This is a genomic window from Rothia sp. 27098_8_29 (genome assembly GCF_041432785.1).
Taxonomy (GTDB): Bacteria; Actinomycetota; Actinomycetes; order Actinomycetales; family Micrococcaceae; genus Rothia; species Rothia mucilaginosa.
Genome location: NZ_JAPWAI010000010.1, coordinates 1 through 17,521, shown reverse-complemented (window position 1 = coordinate 17,521; position 17,521 = coordinate 1). Strand labels below are relative to the sequence as shown.

At 59.9% G+C, this 17,521-nt stretch carries 16 protein-coding genes; 5 read left to right on the top strand and 11 right to left on the bottom strand.

Annotation, left to right across the window (positions count from 1 at the left end):
* The 3 genes from O3649_RS08720 to O3649_RS08710 all read left to right on the top strand — a co-directional run.
* A partial coding sequence (locus O3649_RS08720) for a winged helix-turn-helix domain-containing protein (protein WP_371573812.1) occupies window positions 1-443 on the top strand: 443 nt, incomplete at its 5' end.
* 1 nt (window position 444) lies between these two features.
* Window positions 445-1,944 (top strand): sensor histidine kinase, encoded by a 1,500-nt coding sequence (locus O3649_RS08715; RefSeq protein WP_049353228.1) that lies wholly within the window; start codon window positions 445-447, stop codon window positions 1,942-1,944.
* Window positions 1,945-2,345: 401 nt separating this feature from the next.
* The gene (locus tag O3649_RS08710; protein ID WP_005504526.1) at window positions 2,346-2,636 is read left to right on the top strand and encodes a WXG100 family type VII secretion target; all 291 of its coding nucleotides are present in this window, start codon (window positions 2,346-2,348) and stop codon (window positions 2,634-2,636) included.
* A gap of 232 nt (window positions 2,637-2,868) precedes the next feature.
* Here O3649_RS08710 and O3649_RS08705 read toward each other — a convergent pair whose 3' ends face one another.
* Window positions 2,869-4,227, bottom strand: a complete 1,359-nt coding sequence (locus tag O3649_RS08705) for an RNase H family protein (RefSeq protein ID WP_371573810.1) — start codon at window positions 4,225-4,227, stop codon at window positions 2,869-2,871.
* Window positions 4,228-4,389: 162 nt separating this feature from the next.
* Between O3649_RS08705 and O3649_RS08700 the strand changes: the two genes are divergently transcribed.
* The gene (locus O3649_RS08700) at window positions 4,390-5,403 is read left to right on the top strand and encodes a 4'-phosphopantetheinyl transferase superfamily protein (protein WP_311469519.1); all 1,014 of its coding nucleotides are present in this window, start codon (window positions 4,390-4,392) and stop codon (window positions 5,401-5,403) included.
* Window positions 5,404-5,508: 105 nt separating this feature from the next.
* Here the strand turns inward: O3649_RS08700 and O3649_RS08695 are convergent, their stop codons facing one another.
* The 7 genes from O3649_RS08695 to O3649_RS08665 all read right to left on the bottom strand — a co-directional run bounded on the left by O3649_RS08695 (window position 5,509) and on the right by O3649_RS08665 (window position 12,503).
* Window positions 5,509-6,612, bottom strand: a complete 1,104-nt coding sequence (locus tag O3649_RS08695; protein ID WP_371573807.1) for an isochorismate synthase MenF — start codon at window positions 6,610-6,612, stop codon at window positions 5,509-5,511.
* A 98-nt stretch (window positions 6,613-6,710) separates the two neighbouring features.
* Window positions 6,711-7,478: an SDR family oxidoreductase gene (locus O3649_RS08690; RefSeq protein WP_070630024.1), complete on the bottom strand. Its 768-nt coding sequence runs from the start codon at window positions 7,476-7,478 to the stop codon at window positions 6,711-6,713.
* Window positions 7,475-8,194, bottom strand: a complete 720-nt coding sequence (locus tag O3649_RS08685) for an isochorismatase family protein (protein WP_049363482.1) — start codon at window positions 8,192-8,194, stop codon at window positions 7,475-7,477. Before O3649_RS08685 ends, O3649_RS08690 begins: the two co-directional genes overlap by 4 nt.
* A 306-nt stretch (window positions 8,195-8,500) precedes the next feature.
* Window positions 8,501-9,910 carry an FAD-dependent oxidoreductase gene (locus O3649_RS08680; RefSeq protein WP_049363484.1) on the bottom strand — a complete coding sequence of 470 codons (1,410 nt, stop codon included), beginning with the start codon at window positions 9,908-9,910 and terminating at the stop codon, window positions 8,501-8,503.
* A gap of 222 nt (window positions 9,911-10,132) precedes the next feature.
* Complete coding sequence (locus O3649_RS08675; RefSeq protein WP_070633690.1) at window positions 10,133-10,969, bottom strand: alpha/beta fold hydrolase; 837 nt, start codon at window positions 10,967-10,969, stop codon at window positions 10,133-10,135.
* Window positions 10,970-10,996: 27 nt separating this feature from the next.
* Window positions 10,997-12,001: an NADP-dependent oxidoreductase gene (locus O3649_RS08670; protein WP_371573804.1), complete on the bottom strand. Its 1,005-nt coding sequence runs from the start codon at window positions 11,999-12,001 to the stop codon at window positions 10,997-10,999.
* Window positions 12,002-12,068: 67 nt separating this feature from the next.
* Window positions 12,069-12,503 (bottom strand): Rrf2 family transcriptional regulator, encoded by a 435-nt coding sequence (locus O3649_RS08665; protein WP_371573802.1) that lies wholly within the window; start codon window positions 12,501-12,503, stop codon window positions 12,069-12,071.
* A 237-nt stretch (window positions 12,504-12,740) separates the two neighbouring features.
* On the opposite strand from O3649_RS08665, the gene O3649_RS08660 reads away from it, so the two are divergent.
* Entirely contained in the window at window positions 12,741-13,253 is a 513-nt protein-coding gene (locus tag O3649_RS08660) for a DinB family protein (RefSeq protein ID WP_371573800.1), read from the top strand.
* A gap of 151 nt (window positions 13,254-13,404) precedes the next feature.
* Here the strand turns inward: O3649_RS08660 and O3649_RS08655 are convergent, their stop codons facing one another.
* The 3 genes from O3649_RS08655 to groL form a co-directional block, all read right to left on the bottom strand.
* Window positions 13,405-14,697 (bottom strand): hypothetical protein, encoded by a 1,293-nt coding sequence (locus O3649_RS08655; protein ID WP_371573798.1) that lies wholly within the window; start codon window positions 14,695-14,697, stop codon window positions 13,405-13,407.
* A gap of 73 nt (window positions 14,698-14,770) precedes the next feature.
* The gene (rlmC, locus tag O3649_RS08650) at window positions 14,771-15,904 is read right to left on the bottom strand and encodes a 23S rRNA (uracil(747)-C(5))-methyltransferase RlmC (RefSeq protein WP_311449027.1); all 1,134 of its coding nucleotides are present in this window, start codon (window positions 15,902-15,904) and stop codon (window positions 14,771-14,773) included.
* A gap of 207 nt (window positions 15,905-16,111) precedes the next feature.
* On the bottom strand, window positions 16,112-17,521 hold a 1,410-nt coding region (groL, locus tag O3649_RS08645), incomplete at its 5' end, for a chaperonin GroEL (protein ID WP_371573796.1).

Genomic DNA, 17,521 nt, shown 5'->3' with positions numbered 1-17,521 from the left:
CCGAAGACAAGGTGACCGGTCTGGGTGCCGGCGGTGACGACTACGTCACCAAGCCCTTCTCCCTCGACGAGGTAATCGCCCGCATCCGCGCCATTCTGCGCCGTAGCCGCAGCGTCCAGGAAGAGGACGACGCCGTACTGCGCGTTGACGCCCTCACCCTGAACGTGGACACCCACGAAGTGTTCCTCGGTGACGAAGAGATTGACCTCTCCCCCACCGAGTTCAACCTGCTGCACTACCTGATGCTCAACGCCAACCGCGTGCTGTCCAAGGCGCAGATTCTCGACCACGTGTGGGAGTACGACTTCAACGGCGACTCCTCCATCGTTGAGTCCTACATTTCGTACCTGCGCCGCAAGATCGACAACAACCGTGAAAACCACGAGCCGCTCATCCATACCAAGCGCGGTGTGGGCTACATGATTCGCGGTTCTCGAGGCTAACGTGGCGCTCAAACCCCTCGACCGGATCCCCCAGTCTCTTTCCCTTCGCACCCAGCTGGTGCTCATCACCTCCATGCTCATCGCCCTCTCCATTGCGGTGACGAGCCTGGTAGCGATTTCCGCTCTGCGCGCCCAGATGGTGCACCAGCTGGATGAAGAGATGAAGAACAGCGCCCCCTCACTCGTGCAGCTGGCGACCGTGCGCCCCTCCGGCAACCAGGAACAATCCCTGAGCACCTACCGCCTGTACCTGCTCGACAAGGACGGCAACGTACTGTACTCGCTCAAGTCCGAGGACAGCGAACAGTTCAGCGAGCCGGCGCTGCAAGGCTGGACCGAAGAGAAGGTTCGCAAGCAAAACGAGGAGGCAGTCACCGTCAATTCGGTGGGCAGCTCCTCCGATTGGCGTGTGCTCGCCGTGCCCATTGAATCGAAAGATTCTTCTGGGCTGACGGAGGCGGCATCCATGGTTATTGCCATGCCGCTGAAACAAACGAACCAGGTGGTCGCCCTCGTAGGTGTGCTGACCTTCGCGTTTGGTTTGGCGACCCTCGCCTCCGCGATTGCAATGACCTGGGTGATTGTGACCCGCACCTTCGAGCCGCTGGCTCGCGTGGAGCAAACCGCCGCCAAGATCGCTGCCGGTGACCTCTCTCAGCGTATTGAGGACTACAACCCCAGCAACGAGATCGGTAACCTCGCGGTTTCGCTGAACACGATGCTCACCCAGATTGAAATGCTCTTCAAAGCCCGCGAGAAGAGCGAGGCGAAAATGCGCCGCTTCGTGGGTGACGCTTCGCATGAGCTGCGCACCCCTCTGGTCAGTATTCGAGGTTACTCGGAGCTGTACCGTCAGGGTGCGCTACCGACCGACGAGGCTGTCGCTACCGCGATGAGCCGCATCGAATCGGAGTCCAAGCGTATGGGTCAGCTCGTGGAAGACCTGCTGACCCTGGCGCGTATTGATGAGCGCCGCGAATCCAAGCTGGCACCCTTCGACCTGTTCAACCTGGCGGTGGACGCTAGTAACGACGCCTACGCTACGGCGCCCGATCGTGCAGTGTCCCTGGTGGGTCTGAACGAAGAGGTGGCACCGACCTCCGCAACCGTGCTCGGCGACGAATCACGCCTGCGTCAGGTCGTGGCGAACCTGCTAACCAACGCCATGCGCTATACCCCCGACGGTTCTCCCCTGGAGATTGCGGTGGGCGTGCGCGAAGAGGTTCCCGGCTTCCCGCTGTCCGTGCTGGAGGTGCGCGACCACGGCCCCGGTATTCACGGCGAGGACCGCGAGCGCGTCTTCGAGCGTTTCTACCGCACCGATGCTTCACGTTCGCGTGAGACCGGCGGTACGGGTCTGGGTCTGTCCATTGTGGCTGCGATTATCGAGCAGCATGAGGGCAGGATTCACATTGAAGAGACCGATGGTGGCGGCGCTACCTTCGTGATTTCTTTGCCGTTCTATCCGCCGCCCGTCTCGGACGATCAGCTGATGAAATAGCACTGACGCATAAACCCCCGGATTGTGGAACTTGAGTGTTCTACGGTTCGGGGGTTTTGCTGTGCGCCGGAGGCGGGATGATAACTCGCGGCGGCGCGAGTAAAGAGAGCGTGAGTAAGAAGGAGCGGCGCGGCTAAAGAACAGCGGGAGCAACCGAGTGCGCGTCATGGCGGCGTCATTTTCGGGAGGGTTTTCGATTCTTTCGAGATGCCGGAGTGATTCTATCGGGTTTATCCACAGATTTATTTAATAATCACTTTTCAGCTCATTTGATGCATTTTGAAAGATATAGTGATAACAAGCTTCCGGTCAGGAACTCAACCCTTCCAGAGATCCAAACCCCAAGCACCACCACGGGGCAACCGCCCCACCTATCTCACATATCTCAAAGGAGAAAAACCATGGCACAGTTCAATGTCGATTCCGAAGTCATCGCAGCCAAGAGCGCACAGGCACGATCCTACGTCGCATCCATCACCGCAGACGTCAACGGTATGACCGCATCCCTGCACGATTTGCAGAGCTCCTGGACCGGCTCCGCATCCGCTAACTTCCAGGGCGTACTGGACCAGTGGCATGCAACCCAGCGCCAGGTCGAAGCATCCATCACCCAGATCAACGAGGCACTCACCCGCGCAGGCGTAAACTACGCAGACACCGAGCAGGCTAACGCCTCCATGTTCGTCGGCTAAGGGGTCCGGGCTACAGATTCTAAGGCCCACCCGCAGGCAGGCGGCAGACCGGGCAGCTAAAAGGTCCCGGACGCACAGCACACCGCCCGCTAGATTCGCCAGAAGGCGGCGAACATCTATTGAGAAACCCCCGCCACATCCTCGAAAGTGAGGATGCGGCGGGGTTTTAATGTACAGAAATCTTTGGGCCCAAGAGCCCATTCCTTAGGAGCAGAGCCTTAGGAGCTGAGCTTTAGGAAGCAGGGGTCTCCTGACGGAAACGCAGACGCCACAGGCCGCGCTCAGCGTCGTAATGCCAGATGCTCGAACGGCTCACGCGACCACGCGCGGTCGCAACCGCCGCCATGACCAGCACGCTGGAAGAATCCAGTACCTGCACACCCTGCTTGAGCGGGGCACCCTGCTGAGTGAAGGCGCGTTCGCGGTACTGCAGCACCGAGGAGCGGGACACCGACTTGCCGGTAGCGGTCACCCACACCAGACGCTCGTGCAGCATGGACTCCAGCTGCGCCGCCTCCATGACGGAGCCGCGGCTTTCGAGTAGTTGTTCTGCGGCGGCGGCTTCCTCGGGGTTCAGAGCGGGTGCCGCAGGAGCAGACGGTGCGGGCTCAGCGGGCTGGGAAGGAGCAGGCTGAGCGGGAGCATCCTGAACGGGCTCCGCGGCCGGATCTACCGCCTGCTCTTCTGCATGTCCTTCGGTCTCACCCAGCAGTTCCGCCGGGTCAACATCGTTCGGATCCATGCCGGCGAACTCTTCCAGACCGGTCAGGTCATCCTCTTCTTCCGCCTGCGCGGCAGTGGATGCCTGCTGAGCGGTCTCCTGCTGGCGAGCCAGCACCTTTGCGTCATGCTCGGCGGCACGCTCCGCCGCGAGCGCCAGCTGCTCCTTGCGGGTGCGAACCGCCTCCGGATCGGGGGCGTTCACCGCGGAGGCGGGGCGCAGCAGACCTGATAGGCGCAGGCTCTCCACGCCGCGCTGGGCGTTCTCAATCTCGGCTGCGGTGAATTCCTGTACGGGCAGGTGGGCATCCGCCGAAGATTCAGAAAGTACAGGCTCAGCCGCGGGAGCGTTCACAATCGGTGCCTCAACAGGTTCAGCGGCAGGTTCACCAGAGGCACCGAAGCCGGGGCCGTGCGCAGGTTCGCGGCCCTCCTGATAGGCGCGCGCGGCACCATTCGCCAGGGAATCCGCCTTCTCGTTGAGCTCGTGACCCGCGTGGCCCTTCACCCAAATAAACTCGTAGTCGCGGCCGGTCAGCGCCTGATCCAGCGCCTCCAGCAGGTCGCGGTTGAGCACGGGCTTGCCGTCAGACTTCTTCCAGCCCTTCTTCTTCCAGCCGGGCATCCACTTGGTCAGCGAGTTAATGACGTACTGGCTATCGCAGTACACGCGCAGCTTCGCCTCCGGGCGGGATGCGGTCGCCTCGAACAGGTCCAAGACCGCCTTGAGCTCACCCATGTTGTTGGTGCCGTGCGCCCAGCCGCCGCTCGCCCAGTGGTCGTCGTCGATATACCATGCCCAGCCCGCCGGTCCGGGGTTGCCCAGCGCCGAGCCGTCTGCGGCGGCAATGATTTCTTGCGTGCTGTTCACGGTACCTTCTTTCTAAGCTGCCACCCCTCTAGCGTGCAGGCGGCAGTCCGTAATGATGTCTGTGATGACTTTACCGCACCGGCGGCGAGGGTGCGTAGCGCGCGGTCACGGCTGTGGACAACCTATAGGAGCCCACCATAGCCGGGCGGGTACACTAAACCTATGAGCTATTCTGCCCCCGAAACACCCAGCGCACAGCGCCCGGAGCGCCCTACCGTCCGCCCGAGCGAGCGCGTGCAGATTTTCGCTCTTCCCACCCGCACGATGTACGGTTCCCTGCGTTTTAGCTGGTTGAGCTACCTGGGGCTTGCTGAGCAGCAGCATGCGGCGCAGTTGCCGACCTCCACGGCGGCGGTCAGCTACCTGAGCACTCAGGCGCTCATGCGCGCTATGGCGGCAGCTCGTCTGGATGTGCCGTCCAGTGCTGCTTCTGAGATTGAGGTGAATCGTTCCTGCACCCTGTGCACCAGCGGTAAGAAGCACGGTAAGCCGCGTATTGCGGGCGTAAATTTCAATATGTCGCAGGTGAATCCGCTGGTGGTGGGTGCGTTTAGCCGTAATTCCTCGGCGGTGCTCGGCGTGGATGTTGAGACCCTGGATGCTCGCTTGTTCTCCGGTTTTGCGCGCCTGGCGCTCTCCGATGAAGAACGCACGTTCTATGAGCGGGTGGCGCAGGAACGCCCCGCGCCCGTACTGCACCTGCTCTCTGTGGCGCTGTGGACCGCTAAGGAGGCGGTACTCAAGGCGACCGGCCACGGCCTGAGCGTAGTGCCGTCCCTGGTTCGGGTGCAGCTCACCGATGGCCTGCTGGATGCGCTCGAACTTGCCATGAACGAGGAGGTCCCGGGGGACCTTCTGGGCGGTGGCACCCCCGAGCCTGGCGCCCTGCGCGTACTGACTCAGGACAGCTTGACCGCCCAAGCGACCTTTAGCGCGCCCGCGGCTCAGGGCGGCGGCGATCAGGGCGGTAATCAGGGTGGCGAGGCTGCCGAGCGAAGCTTTAGCCTGCAGTGGGTACCCGTGGCGCTCCCCGACGCGGAGAACCCCGAGCACGTGCAGAAGATGCTCATCGCCCTGGCCGTTGAGAACCCCGCCGAGGGCGATCCCGCGCAGGTTGAGGTCGAGCTTCTGCCCGTGGCCACTCCCCTGGAGCTCAAGCGCCTGCTCACCGATTAGCCACGCTCAATCCCCTACCAACTCATACAACGACGGAACGCGCCCGCCATGCCAGCGAGCGCGTTCGGTCGCTTCCACCCCGCGCGGGGCGGTTCGAAAAGAGTTTTAGGGCGTATCTTCGCCCAGAGTCTCCACGCCCAGGGCGCGGCCGAAGCTACCGAGCTTCGTGCCGGTCTCCGTGTGCTCCAGCTCCGGGTCGGACTCAGCCACAATACCCGCACCCGCGTACAGCACCGCCTCGTCCGGGCTGACCTGGGCACAGCGTAGCACCAGCGCCCACTCGCCATTACCCTCGGCGTCCATGTAGCCGACCAGGCCGCCAAAGTAGCGGCGCTCGAAAGACTCCAGCTGGCGAATCAGCTCCAGCGCCTTCTCAGTGGGGGCACCGCAAATCGCGGGGGTCGGGTGGATCGCGCGGGCACCGTCCAGGCAGGTCAGCCCCTCCTTCAGCACGCCGTCGATGGGGGTCGCCAGGTGCCACAGCTGCGGGGTCTGCAGCAGCGAGGGCACCTGCGGCACGTTCAGCTCCTCGGCGATGGGTGCCAGGCGCTCGGCAATGTCGTTGATGACGTAGGCGTGCTCGTGGCGGTCCTTCGGCGAGGCGAACAGGCGGTCACGAATCGCCTCGTCCTCGGCGCTACCGGGCTCGGCAATGCGCGGGGCGCTACCGGCAAGCGGGTGGGTCTTGAAGGCGCGGCCCTCGGTGCGGAACACCAGCTCCGGGGAGGCACCCATCAGGTAGCTTCCGCTCATACCGCGCTCGCCGTCGGGCAGGCGCACCGCAAAGTTGAACGCGGAACGCTGCTGGGCGCGCAGGTTGTTGTACAGCGCCTCCAGGTTGAGAGCGCCGGGTGCGTAGCGGGCGGTGAGCACACGCGAAAGCACGATCTTGCTCAGCTCACCGGCCTTCATGCGCTCCACGGCGGTCGCCACGGCGGCACGGAACCGGTCGTTCTGCCGGCCGGTGACCGATACCGGCTCAGCAAGCGCCACGGTCTGATCGGGGACCGGTACCTGCTGCTCCTCCAGGCGTTCGGGCACGAAGAGGTAGGCGGGCATGTCCGGGTCAAAAGGAATCAGACCCACGACGGCGCTACCGGCACGTTTCGCCTCGTCCAGGGCATTATCGAAGGTGACAGGGGTCATCGCACCGGACGCGCGCAGTACGCGGGTGCCGGTGGCAAAGATAAAGTCGGGAAGGTTCGTCATCGTACTTCTATCAGTGGTGTGTGGGTTCGCGCCGGGAGCGCATAGAGCACAGTGCGGGCGCGGGTATATTGTGGGCGCCAGGTATAGTCCGGGTGCCGTTAGAGGGTCGCACCGCCGTCGGCGACAATCTCCTGCATGGTGATGTGGCGGGCCGCCTCCGAGATGAGGAAGGCGTTGACCGCCGCAATATCCGCCGGGTCGGCAATACGGCGCAGCGGAATGCCCAGACGGAACGTTTGCGGGTTACCGGCAACCGGCAGGGCGGAGCGGTCCTCGCCCTCCCAGGCGTCAGTCACCATAGGGGTTCGGGTGGTGCCGGGGCAGACCGAGTTCACGCGAATACCGTGCGCGGCAAGCTGCAGACCGAAGCTGGAACTCACGCGCGCCGCCGAGGCCTTCGATGCACCGTAGGCACCAAACTCCGCGCGGGGCACACGTGCCGCGTTGGAGGCGACCGTCACCAGGGAGCGGCTGTTCGCCGGGTCGCTCTCCTGCTGGTCAATCATGATGCGCGCGAATTCGCGCAGACACAGGAACACGCCGTCGGAGTTGACCGCGTGCAGACGCTTCCATGTGGCGAAACTGGTTTCCAGTAGCGGCTGGCTGTGGGCGATGCCCGCGGCGAGCACCGCGCCGGTGATGGGTTCGTCGAGTGCCGCTACAGCGTTGGCGAGGGCGGTGACGGACTCTTCGCTCGTAACGTCTACGGCGCGGTAGCGGAAGATCGCGTCCCCGTAGGTACCGAAGGAGGCAATGGGCTGCTCCGCGAGGTCAGCCGCAAACACCGAATAACCGTTCTTGATGAGCTGGTGGACGGTTGCCTCACCAATACCGCCGTTCGCGCCGGTCACAATGACCCAGCTCATGCGCGCGCCTCCTCAGCAGTCTCAGCCTTCTCAGCAGTCTCAGCCTTCTCAGCACCTTCTGCAGCATGCAGGTCGGCAAGTACATCGGCGGTGTTCAGCACGCGGGCGCAACGACCCGAAGCGTACTCGCACGCCGTGCGGTGCTCACCTTCCGAGAAGTCGGCGAGCGCATCCGCGACCATGAACGGCTGAATATCGCGCATGAACGCCTCCAGGGCGGTGGTCAGGCAGCCAATGTGCGCGTACACGCCGCCGATAATGAGCTGATCGCGGCCAGACTCCTTGAGCAGGTCCTCGAAGGGGCTGCGCACGAACGCGGAGTAGCGCCACTTGGTCAGCACGGTGTCGCGGTCGGTGGGTGCCAGTTCGTCGAGGATGCGGGCGGACTCGTCGTTCTGCAGGCCGTCGCCCCAGAAGTCGATGAGCAGACGGCGGTCTTCGGGGTTCTGGCGCGGCGGCTGTGCGGTGTAGTAGACCGGGATTCCGGCGGCGTGGGCGGCGTCAATGAGGCGGCGCAGGTTCCGAATGGCGATGTTAATCTGGGCGTCCGGGTTGTTGTTACCCTCACCCAGGTTGGCCCCTTCGAAAGCCTGGACGAAGTGTACCTGCATGTCGTGTACGAGCAGTACAGCGCGGGAGGGGTCCACGGGCCAGCTCACGCGGTTGCTGTGTTCACGGTCGACGTAGGTGTAGGGCTTGATTTTGGGCAGTGCCATGATTCTCCCGGTTCGTGCCTTTGGTTTTCGGTTGTATGCGCGGCGCAGGCGGTGCGCTGTGGTGGGTGTAGCAGCGAGTGGGTGTCTCCTCCGAGCCCTCTCGCGCTGACCACCCAATCGGTGAGCTTGCGCTTATCTCATAACCATCTTAGGGCATGCTTAGCTACTAGGTATATATGAGCCTTAACAAAAATGCTTCCCCACCCGTACCTCCGTTGACAGCACAACGGGCGGAACGGGCAGGGAAGCACTCAGACAAGCAGAAACGCTATACGAACCGCGAATCCAGACGCGATTCTAGTTCGACTAGTTCACGGGCACCGCGACGGCAAGAACCTCATTCAGACCCTCAGTGATCGAGGGGTGAGTGTAAATCTCATCGCGCAGCTGCGAAGCGGTAATGCCGTGGCGCATCGCCAGAGCCACCAGGTTAATAACCTCCATGGACTCGATTACCAGCAGCTGGGCACCCAGAATCTGGTCGGTCTGCGCGTCAATCACGAACTTCATGATGCCGCGCGGGTTCTCCATAGTCTTAGCGCGCGGCATCGCAGCAACTGCGGCGACCGGCTTCGAAGCAACCTTCACCTTGTGGCCAGCCTCGATTGCTTCACGCTCAGTCAGACCCACGGAGGACAGCGGCGGGTTCATGTAGATGGTCGAAGCCACTGCCTTACGGTCCTTAGTGGAGCGGGAACCGTCACCAACCAGCTGAGAAAGCACCACGCGGTAGTCATCCAGCGAAATGTAGGTGAACTGCGGGCCGCCGTTCACGTCACCGAGCGCAAAAATGTTCGGCACGGTGCTGCGCAGGTGCTCATCCACAACAATTGCGCCGCGGTCGTTGGTTTCGATGCTGGTGTTCTCCAGGCCCAGACCCTCGGTGGCGGGCTTGCGGCCGGTTGCAACCATCACGTAGTCCACCTCCAGCTGCTGAGTAGCGCCCTCGGAGTCGAGGTAGGTCACGGTCACCGAGTCAGCGCCGTCCTTGAAGGACTGCACGCGCACGCCGGTATGAGCGGTAATGTCCTGATCTGCGATAATCTCGCGGGCAACCTGGGCAACGTCCTCATCGTAGCGTCCGAAGAGGGCGGGGGCACCGTCCAGAATGGTTACCTCAGTGCCGTAGGAGGAGAAAATACCGGCAAACTCAACACCGATGGGGCCGCCACCGATGATGCCCAGGCGCTTGGGGCGCGGGGTGAGCTTCTGCAGCTCGGTGGAGGTGAGCACACGCTCAGATTCGCGGACGCCCTCAATCGGCGGGATGACCGACACGGCGCCGGTGTTGACGATGAAGTAGTCGGCGGTAACGCGCAGGGTGTCCTCGCCCGCGGTAACCTCAACCTCGGTGTCGGAGATGAAGCGTGCGTGACCGTCAATGAGCTTGGCAGTCTCGTTGGACAGCAGGATTTCGCGGTTCTTGGCGCGCATCATGCCGGTCAGCTTGTCACGGAAAACCACGGCGGATTCGTAGGCGGCGTTTGCCTCTTCAAGGGTGCGCTCGCCGCTGGCACGGAACTCGTCGGCACGGTGCACGAGCGCCTTGGTGGGTACACAACCGATGTTGATGCAGGTGCCGCCATACATGCCGGTGGATTGTTCGATGAGAGCAACGTTCTTGCCGGTCTTGGCGTAGGCGCCGGCGAGGGTCTTGCCGCCCTTGCCGAAGCCGATGACGACCATGTCAAAGTGCAGGTGAGCGGGGGTGGTCATACTATTCTCCTGTGAAATTTAGATGATGATGTGTTCGCAGAATTCAACGGGAAGAAATGAGTATTATTCCCGTGCGCCACATTTTTTCTTGCCACCCCAATTCACGCCCCCACCCACCGCTAGGACATGAGCAAAGCCCCTACCGCACTGCGCTGGACACACTGCACAGGAGGTGCTGCGCAGGAGGCACTACACAGGATGGTAGGGGCTTCGTATGGGACTCTAGCTTTCCAGGAACTTCAGCAGGTCCTCAGCGAACTCATCTGCGCACTGGAAGAGAGCACCGTGACCGGAACGGCGGTACATCTTCAGCTCGCTCTGGGCAACCTTGCGGTGCATATCGTAGGAGTTGACGCTGGGCACCATCATGTCAGTTTCACCGTTGACGATGAGGGTGGGCTGGGCAATGTATGCCATATCGTCCTGCGGCTGCTTGCCCCAGCGGCGAATAGCCACCAGCTGACGCAGGAAGCCGACAACCTTCATCGGGGCACCGCGGTGCGCCTCGGTGCGGGCATCCATACGGTCCAGTACACGTTGCGCCTCAATACCGCCCTGCGCGTCGTGGGTGTAGAAGATGTAGCGCTTGGGGCTGATCTTCTCGCGGGCTGCACGCGCCATGTAGCCGAAGGTGGTTCCGGTGACGGCGTCGATTCCTGCGCCGCCGCGTGGGCCGGTACCGACCAGCACCAGGCGGTTGATGAGGGCGGGGTAGGCGCGTACAACTTCCTGAGCGATCATGCCGCCCATGGACAGGCCCAGCAGGTTGACCTTCTGGTAGCCGAGGGCCTGAATAATTTCTGCTGCCTGGTGAGCCATACCGGGGATGGTGGTCGCAACAGAGCCTTCGCTGGAACCCACGCCGGGCAGGTCCATCACGATTAGGTGCTGGCGCTCAGCGAGCAGGTCAAGCAGTTTGGGGTCCCAGTCGTCCATGGTGGCGGCGAGGTGCACAAGCATGACCAGCGGAATGTCCGAGTTGCCTTCGCCGAGTTCTCGGTAGGCAATCTTCTGGTTGTTGACGGAGATGTGGCGGGTGGGGGTTTCGAGGTAAGACACGATTCTTCTTTTCGTTGAGTGAGGCGCTTATGCGGTGAAGGAGATGACGGTCTTGCCGTTGGAGCGGCCGTTAGCGACCTTGTCCAGGGCGGCGTTGACGTCTTCGAAGGGGAAGACAGCGTCGATGGAGGGCTTAATCTGACGCTCAGCGAAGATGTCAGCAACCTGCTGCAGCTGCGCGCCGTTAGATTCGACGAAGATGAAGTGGTAGGTCACGCCGTACTTCTGTGCCTTGCGGTCCATGGTGCGACCTGCCGCGCCGAAGAGCAGCTGCTTCCAGAAGGGCATGCCCATGCGCTGTGCGAATGCCTTGTTGGGCATGCCGCGCAGGGAGACGAGCTGACCGCCGGGCGCCATGATGCTCATCTGCTTTTCAGTCTCGTCGCCGCCGAGGGTGTCGAGCACGTAGTCGATACCGCTGAGGGTTTCAGCGTAGTTTTCGGTCTTGTAGTCGATGAAGCGGTCAGCGCCAAGACCCAGCACGCGCTCCTTACCGGAGGCGCTACCGTTAGTGATGACGGTCAGGCCCTTAGCCTTTGCCAGGGGAATTGCCATGGCACCCACACCGCCGGTACCGCCGGAGATGAAGATGGTCTTGCCGGGCTGGGCGCCCATCAGGTCGAATGCCTGCATGACGGTCAGGGCGGTCAGGGGAACGCCCGCCGCTTCTTCGTCGCTGAGGTATTCGGGTACGCGAGCCAGGGCGGCCGCATCCACGGCTACGTATTCTGCGAAAGCGCCGATGCTGTTCAGCGGAAGGCGGGCGAAGACGCGTTCGCCGACCTTGAAGGAGGTGATGCCTTCGCCGAGGACTTCTACGCGGCCGACGATTTCGTTGCCTGCGATCTGGGGCAGGGCGTAGGGGGTGATGAGCTTGACTTCACCGCGGGAAATCATGTTGTCGAGGGGGTTCACGCCTGCGGTGCTGACCTTGACGAGTACCTGCTGTGCGCCGGGGCGGGGTGCGGGTACGTCGGTGACGGTGAGGGCGATGTTGTTCTTGTTGTAAGAAACGATCTGTGCTGCCTTCATGGGGGTCCTTTCGGGTGTGGTGTTATTCGGTAAGTTCTAGTGCCGGGTTTAGCTGTGTTTGAGCCGGTTATGCGAGAGGGGTTTTTCCTGCCGCGGTGTAGAGGTTTGTGATGACGTTGCTCAGGCTTTGCTGTGCGAGGTCTTGAGCCAGGTGCCGCTGGGTTTCTTCGAAGATGGGGTTGACCGCCTGGAGGATATGGGCGCCGACCGGGCATTCTTCGTTCGCGTTGTGGTGCGTGTGGAAGAGGTTGATACTGTGGCTTTCCTGGACGGCAAGGTAGATGTCGAGGAGGCTAATGTTCTCTGCCGGGCGGGTGAGCTGGTAGCCGGGTTTGCCGCGCTGGGAGCTGAGGATGTCTGCTTTTTTGAGGAGGGTGATGATTTTGCGGATGTAGCTGGCGTTGGTGCCGACGCTACGCGCGAGGTCTTCGGAGCTGAGCGTTTTTTCGCTTTCGCTGATCATCGTTAGGACGTGTAGTGCTACCGAGAATTTGGTGTCCATGTCCCCTCCTGGGTTGTGTGCCGCATACCTTAGTTGTATCCGTATCGAGTACAAGTACAACTATGGCAGTAAAAACTTACACCGTCAAGTTTTATATCTATGACGTGCGCCATAAACACAAAGTCCCCTCTCCCCTCCTCTACAGCCACACCTCAGCCCACGCGGGCGTAGACTAAAACTACCCGGCTCCCTACAAGAAGCCGGCCTAAAGGAAGCCAGCAAATTCAGGAGGATTCCATGAAAACCCACGATATTCTGCGTGACGCCGCCAGCCGCCCCGGCATCGAGGCCGCCGTAGCCGTCAAAGGGCTATCAGCGGAGGCGCTCAACGCCCACCCGTGCGGGCACCCGAACTCTATCGCCTGGCTGCTCTGGCACGCCGGACGACAGATGGACATGCAGCTTTCTGCTCTGAACGGTCAGCCGCAGGTCTGGGAGGCTCAGGGCTTCAGGGAACGTTTCAACCTGGGCGAGCTTGGCGACACCATAGGTTACGGCCACACCCCCGAGCAGGCACGCTCCATCGTGGTTGCAGATTCTGCCCTGCTGGTGGAGTACCTTGTGGCAACCGGCGAGGCGCTCGCGGCCTACGCGCAGACGCTGAGCGAGGCTGATTTGAGTGAGATCATTGACCGTTCGTGGACTCCGGCGGTGACTCGCGGTGTGCGCCTGGTCAGCATGATTGACGACGCGGTACAGCACGTGGGTCAGGCGGCGTACGCGGCGGGTATTCTCGCGGCGCAGGACTAACGACAGAGCGCTAAATCCCCAACAATAGGCGCGAAAAAGCGGTGGCGCCTCGGACACAACCGTCCGAGGCGCCACCGCTCTTTTTACGTAACCCCCTCTAAAAGGCCAGGCTATATTTGAATGACTTTTCCACCTGAGGTCAGATGTCTCGCTACTTTTCCTTTTGAAGAACCCTTACAAGAACCTTCTCGGTTCTTGACGAGTAAAGATACTTCCTAAGGGCATCGCTTCCACGCTTTAACGAGTACAATATTTCGAGCTTTTTATATATATCACTTGCCAAGATAGAGGACTCATGTTTACACTCCTTTTCAAAAATTTCTTTATCAATATTATGCGACAATTCAGCCAGCTCAGAGATATAATTTTCAACTCCAGAACGCGTATAGAACAACCAATGAACTTTCTTGGAATCCTTTAGCGACAACAGCTCCCAATAAAGCTTCCAGAGGTCGTGATCTCTATGAGCAATTAACCTGGAGTATCTATGTAATTTATCACTCAATAGATCATTGACAATTTGAGTAAAATCATCAACCTCAGGCAATTCAATAAATTGAAAATTATTATTTCTCATTATAATACAAGTGCCACCCGTTAACGACGAGTAATTAGGAACCCTCTTCTTCATCCTTGAGGAGACAATTGATTTTTGAACCCTAATAACATAGCCATAATTATTTGATATGTTGTACAAATTTTTATCAATCCACAACTTCAAATTCTCATATAATAGCACAGACTCTTCGAGGTGTTTATTGCTTTCTTTATCAATAATCTTTCGAACATCGCGCTTCTGGCTATAAAAATAGAAGAAGAAGACTGTAGGCACCAAGGCTAGCAATGTGGCAACCAGCGGCAACTTTGAGAGCAAATCCAGCAAGTCAACTCTAATACCCAATGATTGAAGTATTAAGTTTTGAACCCCTTCCATCGATAGATTAGGTAAACTAAAAATACCCAATGAGATACAGGAAAGAGCGAAAGAAACGACCACAGGGACACTAATCAGAAATTTAAATATTGCAAATATAGCGTGCGAGAATGGTGCCTTATTTAAACCTTTCCAAACTTCATTTTCATTTGGGTACCCGTATATTGTAATCCCCAAATTTAGAAATCCATAAGCCCTATTCAGTAGATATTTCAACCGAATTGTAAAGAGGGCAATACTTATCTTCTCTCGATAGACTGCACCCTCACCCACATTTTCCAACATTGAGGAGATAAATGAGTGAAGCAAATTCAAGATGAATCCATACAAGAGTGAGTATAAAAATAATAATATAAAATAAATTCCAGCAAGAATTGCAACATTCGCTAGACTATCCCGAGGCTCTAACCCAAAGAAAAATTTTCCAGCATCCTTGAGAAATGAATTCATCACAATGAAAACAAATGGAACGAGTGCAATTATTTGCCTAGCAATTTTAGAAAATAGCATATATTTAAGTCACCCCTAATAATACAGAATGCCAATTCTGAAGATATATAATATTTAGCAAAAGTTGTAGCTTCTACTGCCGCTGCAGTAGCACCATGACCTCATAGTGGTCCGTATGCGGGAACATATCCAGCACGCGGCCCTGCACCGGCGCATACGAAGGCATGCGCTCCAGATCCTTCGCCAAAGTCACCGCATTACAGCTCGAATATACCACACGGTCAATACCCGAACCCTCAATCCACGCGCACAAGCTCTCACCAATACCGCGGCGCGGCGGATTCACCACCAGCATCTGCGGCACCGTGCCCGAAGACACCGCAAACTCCGGCGCATCCTGCGCCGAAAAGTCCACGCCCTCCAGCCCGTACTCAGCCACCGTGCGCTGCGCCGAAGCGACCGCCTCCGCACTAATCTCAATACCGGTCACCGAACCGCCGTCCATCACCGAAGCGGCATGCAGAGCAAAACCACCCACGCCACAGTACAGGTCCCACAGCGAGCGCGGAGCCACCTCACGCACCCACTCACGGCCCTGCGCGTACATCGCCTCGGCGACCTTCGTGTTCGTCTGGAAGAAGCTCTGCGGACGCAAATGCAGGGTTAGGTCGTTCACCTGCATCGGTAGGGTCTGACGCTCCGAAAGGATAATCTCCTCATCACCCTCAACGCGAGCCACCGGCTCACGCAGCAGGTTCACCGACAGCACCGCCAGGTTCGGCAGCCGCTCCTGCAGCCAGTCCATCTGGCGGCGAATCGGCACCAGCAGCTTCTTCGAACGCAACACGAAACGCACCATCAGCTCACCCGCCGCCGAAGCAGTTACCAGAATATTCTTCAGCTCACCGCGACGATTCGGAATGTCATAAGGGGTCAGGTCTGCGCGCTGAATCAGCTCGTGCAGCACCGGAATAGCCGCCTGAATCGGCTCCATATAGAGCGGGCATTCTCCAAGATCTGTGGAGGCGCCCGTACGGTAATCCACGATGCCGAGGGTCGGGTTCTTCGCCGAACCGCCCACCACGAGCTTCGCCTTGTTGCGGAAGCCCGCCTCCGCACTGGTCACCGGGTCCAGCCACTGCAGCTGCGGGTGGGCGGCAAGCAGGGCGCGGGCGTGCTCCTGCTTCGCCTGCACCTGCGCGGTGTAGGCGGTCTCAATGCTGGGGCAGGAGGAGCAGAGGTCATCACGAAAATAGGCGCATTCCATAAGGAGCCATTCTACCGCCTCCATCGGCGGGACAGGACGCATGGGCACACAAAAGCGGGGGCGGCCACCCTTCATGGGTAGCCGCCCCCGCCTCATACGGATGCATGGACCTGCGCCGGTTTGGGTACCAGCGTTAGGTCACCACCGTGTCACGCTTCGCGTGCCACGGATTCCGTAGAAATTTACCCCATCAGGGATAAATTTCTACTACATCATGCCTGCCATGCCGTCCGCACCGGGAGCAGCCGCACCAGCGGGCTCCGGCTTGTTCGCAACAACAGCCTCAGTGGTCAGGAACAGACCAGCAATCGACGCAGCGTTCTGCAGAGCCGAACGGGTCACCTTCACCGGGTCAGCAATACCAGCAGCCATCAGGTCCTCGTACTCGCCGGTCGCAGCGTTCAGACCGGTACCAGCAGGCAGGGAACGAACGCGGTCAACCACAACGCCCGGCTCCAGGCCAGCGTTAGCAGCAATCTGCTTCAGCGGTGCGTCAATAGCGACGCGCACAATGTTCGCGCCGGTCGCCTCATCGCCGGTCAGCTCCAGCTTGTCGAAGACCTTCACGCCAGCCTGAATCAGAGCAACGCCACCACCGGGGACGATACCCTCCTCAACAGCAGCCTTAGCGTTACGCACAGCATCCTCAATGCGGTGCTTGCGTTCCTTCAGCTCAACCTCAGTCGCGGCACCAGCCTTCAGCACAGCAACGCCACCGGCGAGCTTAGCCAGGCGCTCCTGCAGCTTCTCACGGTCGTAGTCAGAGTCAGAGTTAGCGATCTCTGCGCGAATCTGAGCAACACGACCCTCGATAGCCGCTGCGTCGCCTGCACCCTCGATGATGGTGGTCTCGTCCTTGGTCACAACGACCTTGCGAGCGGAACCGAGCATGTCCAGGGTTGCTGCGTCCAGGGACAGGCCAACCTCTTCGGTAATGACCTGGCCACCGGTCAGGATAGCGATATCAGCCATCTGAGCCTTACGGCGGTCACCGAAGCCCGGAGCCTTCACAGCAACAGACTTGATGGAGCCGCGCATCTTGTTCAGCACCAGCAGAGCCAGAGCCTCACCCTCAACGTCCTCAGCAACGATCAGCAGCGGCTTGCCGGACTGCATGACCTTCTCCAGGACGGGGACGAGGTCCTTAACGTTCGAAATCTTCTGGTTCACAACCAGGATGTAGGGGTCCTCCAGGACTGCTTCCTGACGCTCCGGGTCGGTCACAAAGTAACCGGACAGGAAGCCCTTGTCGAAGCGCATACCCTCAGTCAGTTCGAGGTGCAGACCGAAAGTGTTGGAGTCCTCAACGGTGATGACGCCTTCCTTGCCGACCTTCTCCATTGCCTCAGCAATGAGCTTGCCGATCTCAGCGTCGCCAGCGGAAATAGACGCGGTTGCAGCGATCTCTTCCTCGGTCTCAACTTCCTTCGCGGAGGAGAGCAGAGCCTCGGTCACAGCCTCAACAGCCTTCTCAATGCCGCGCTTGAGGCTCAGCGGGTCAGCGCCAGCAGCCACGTTGCGCAGGCCCTCGCGGACCAGTGCCTGAGCCAGAACGGTAGCGGTGGTGGTACCGTCACCTGCGATGTCGTCAGTCTTCTTAGCAACTTCCTTGACGAG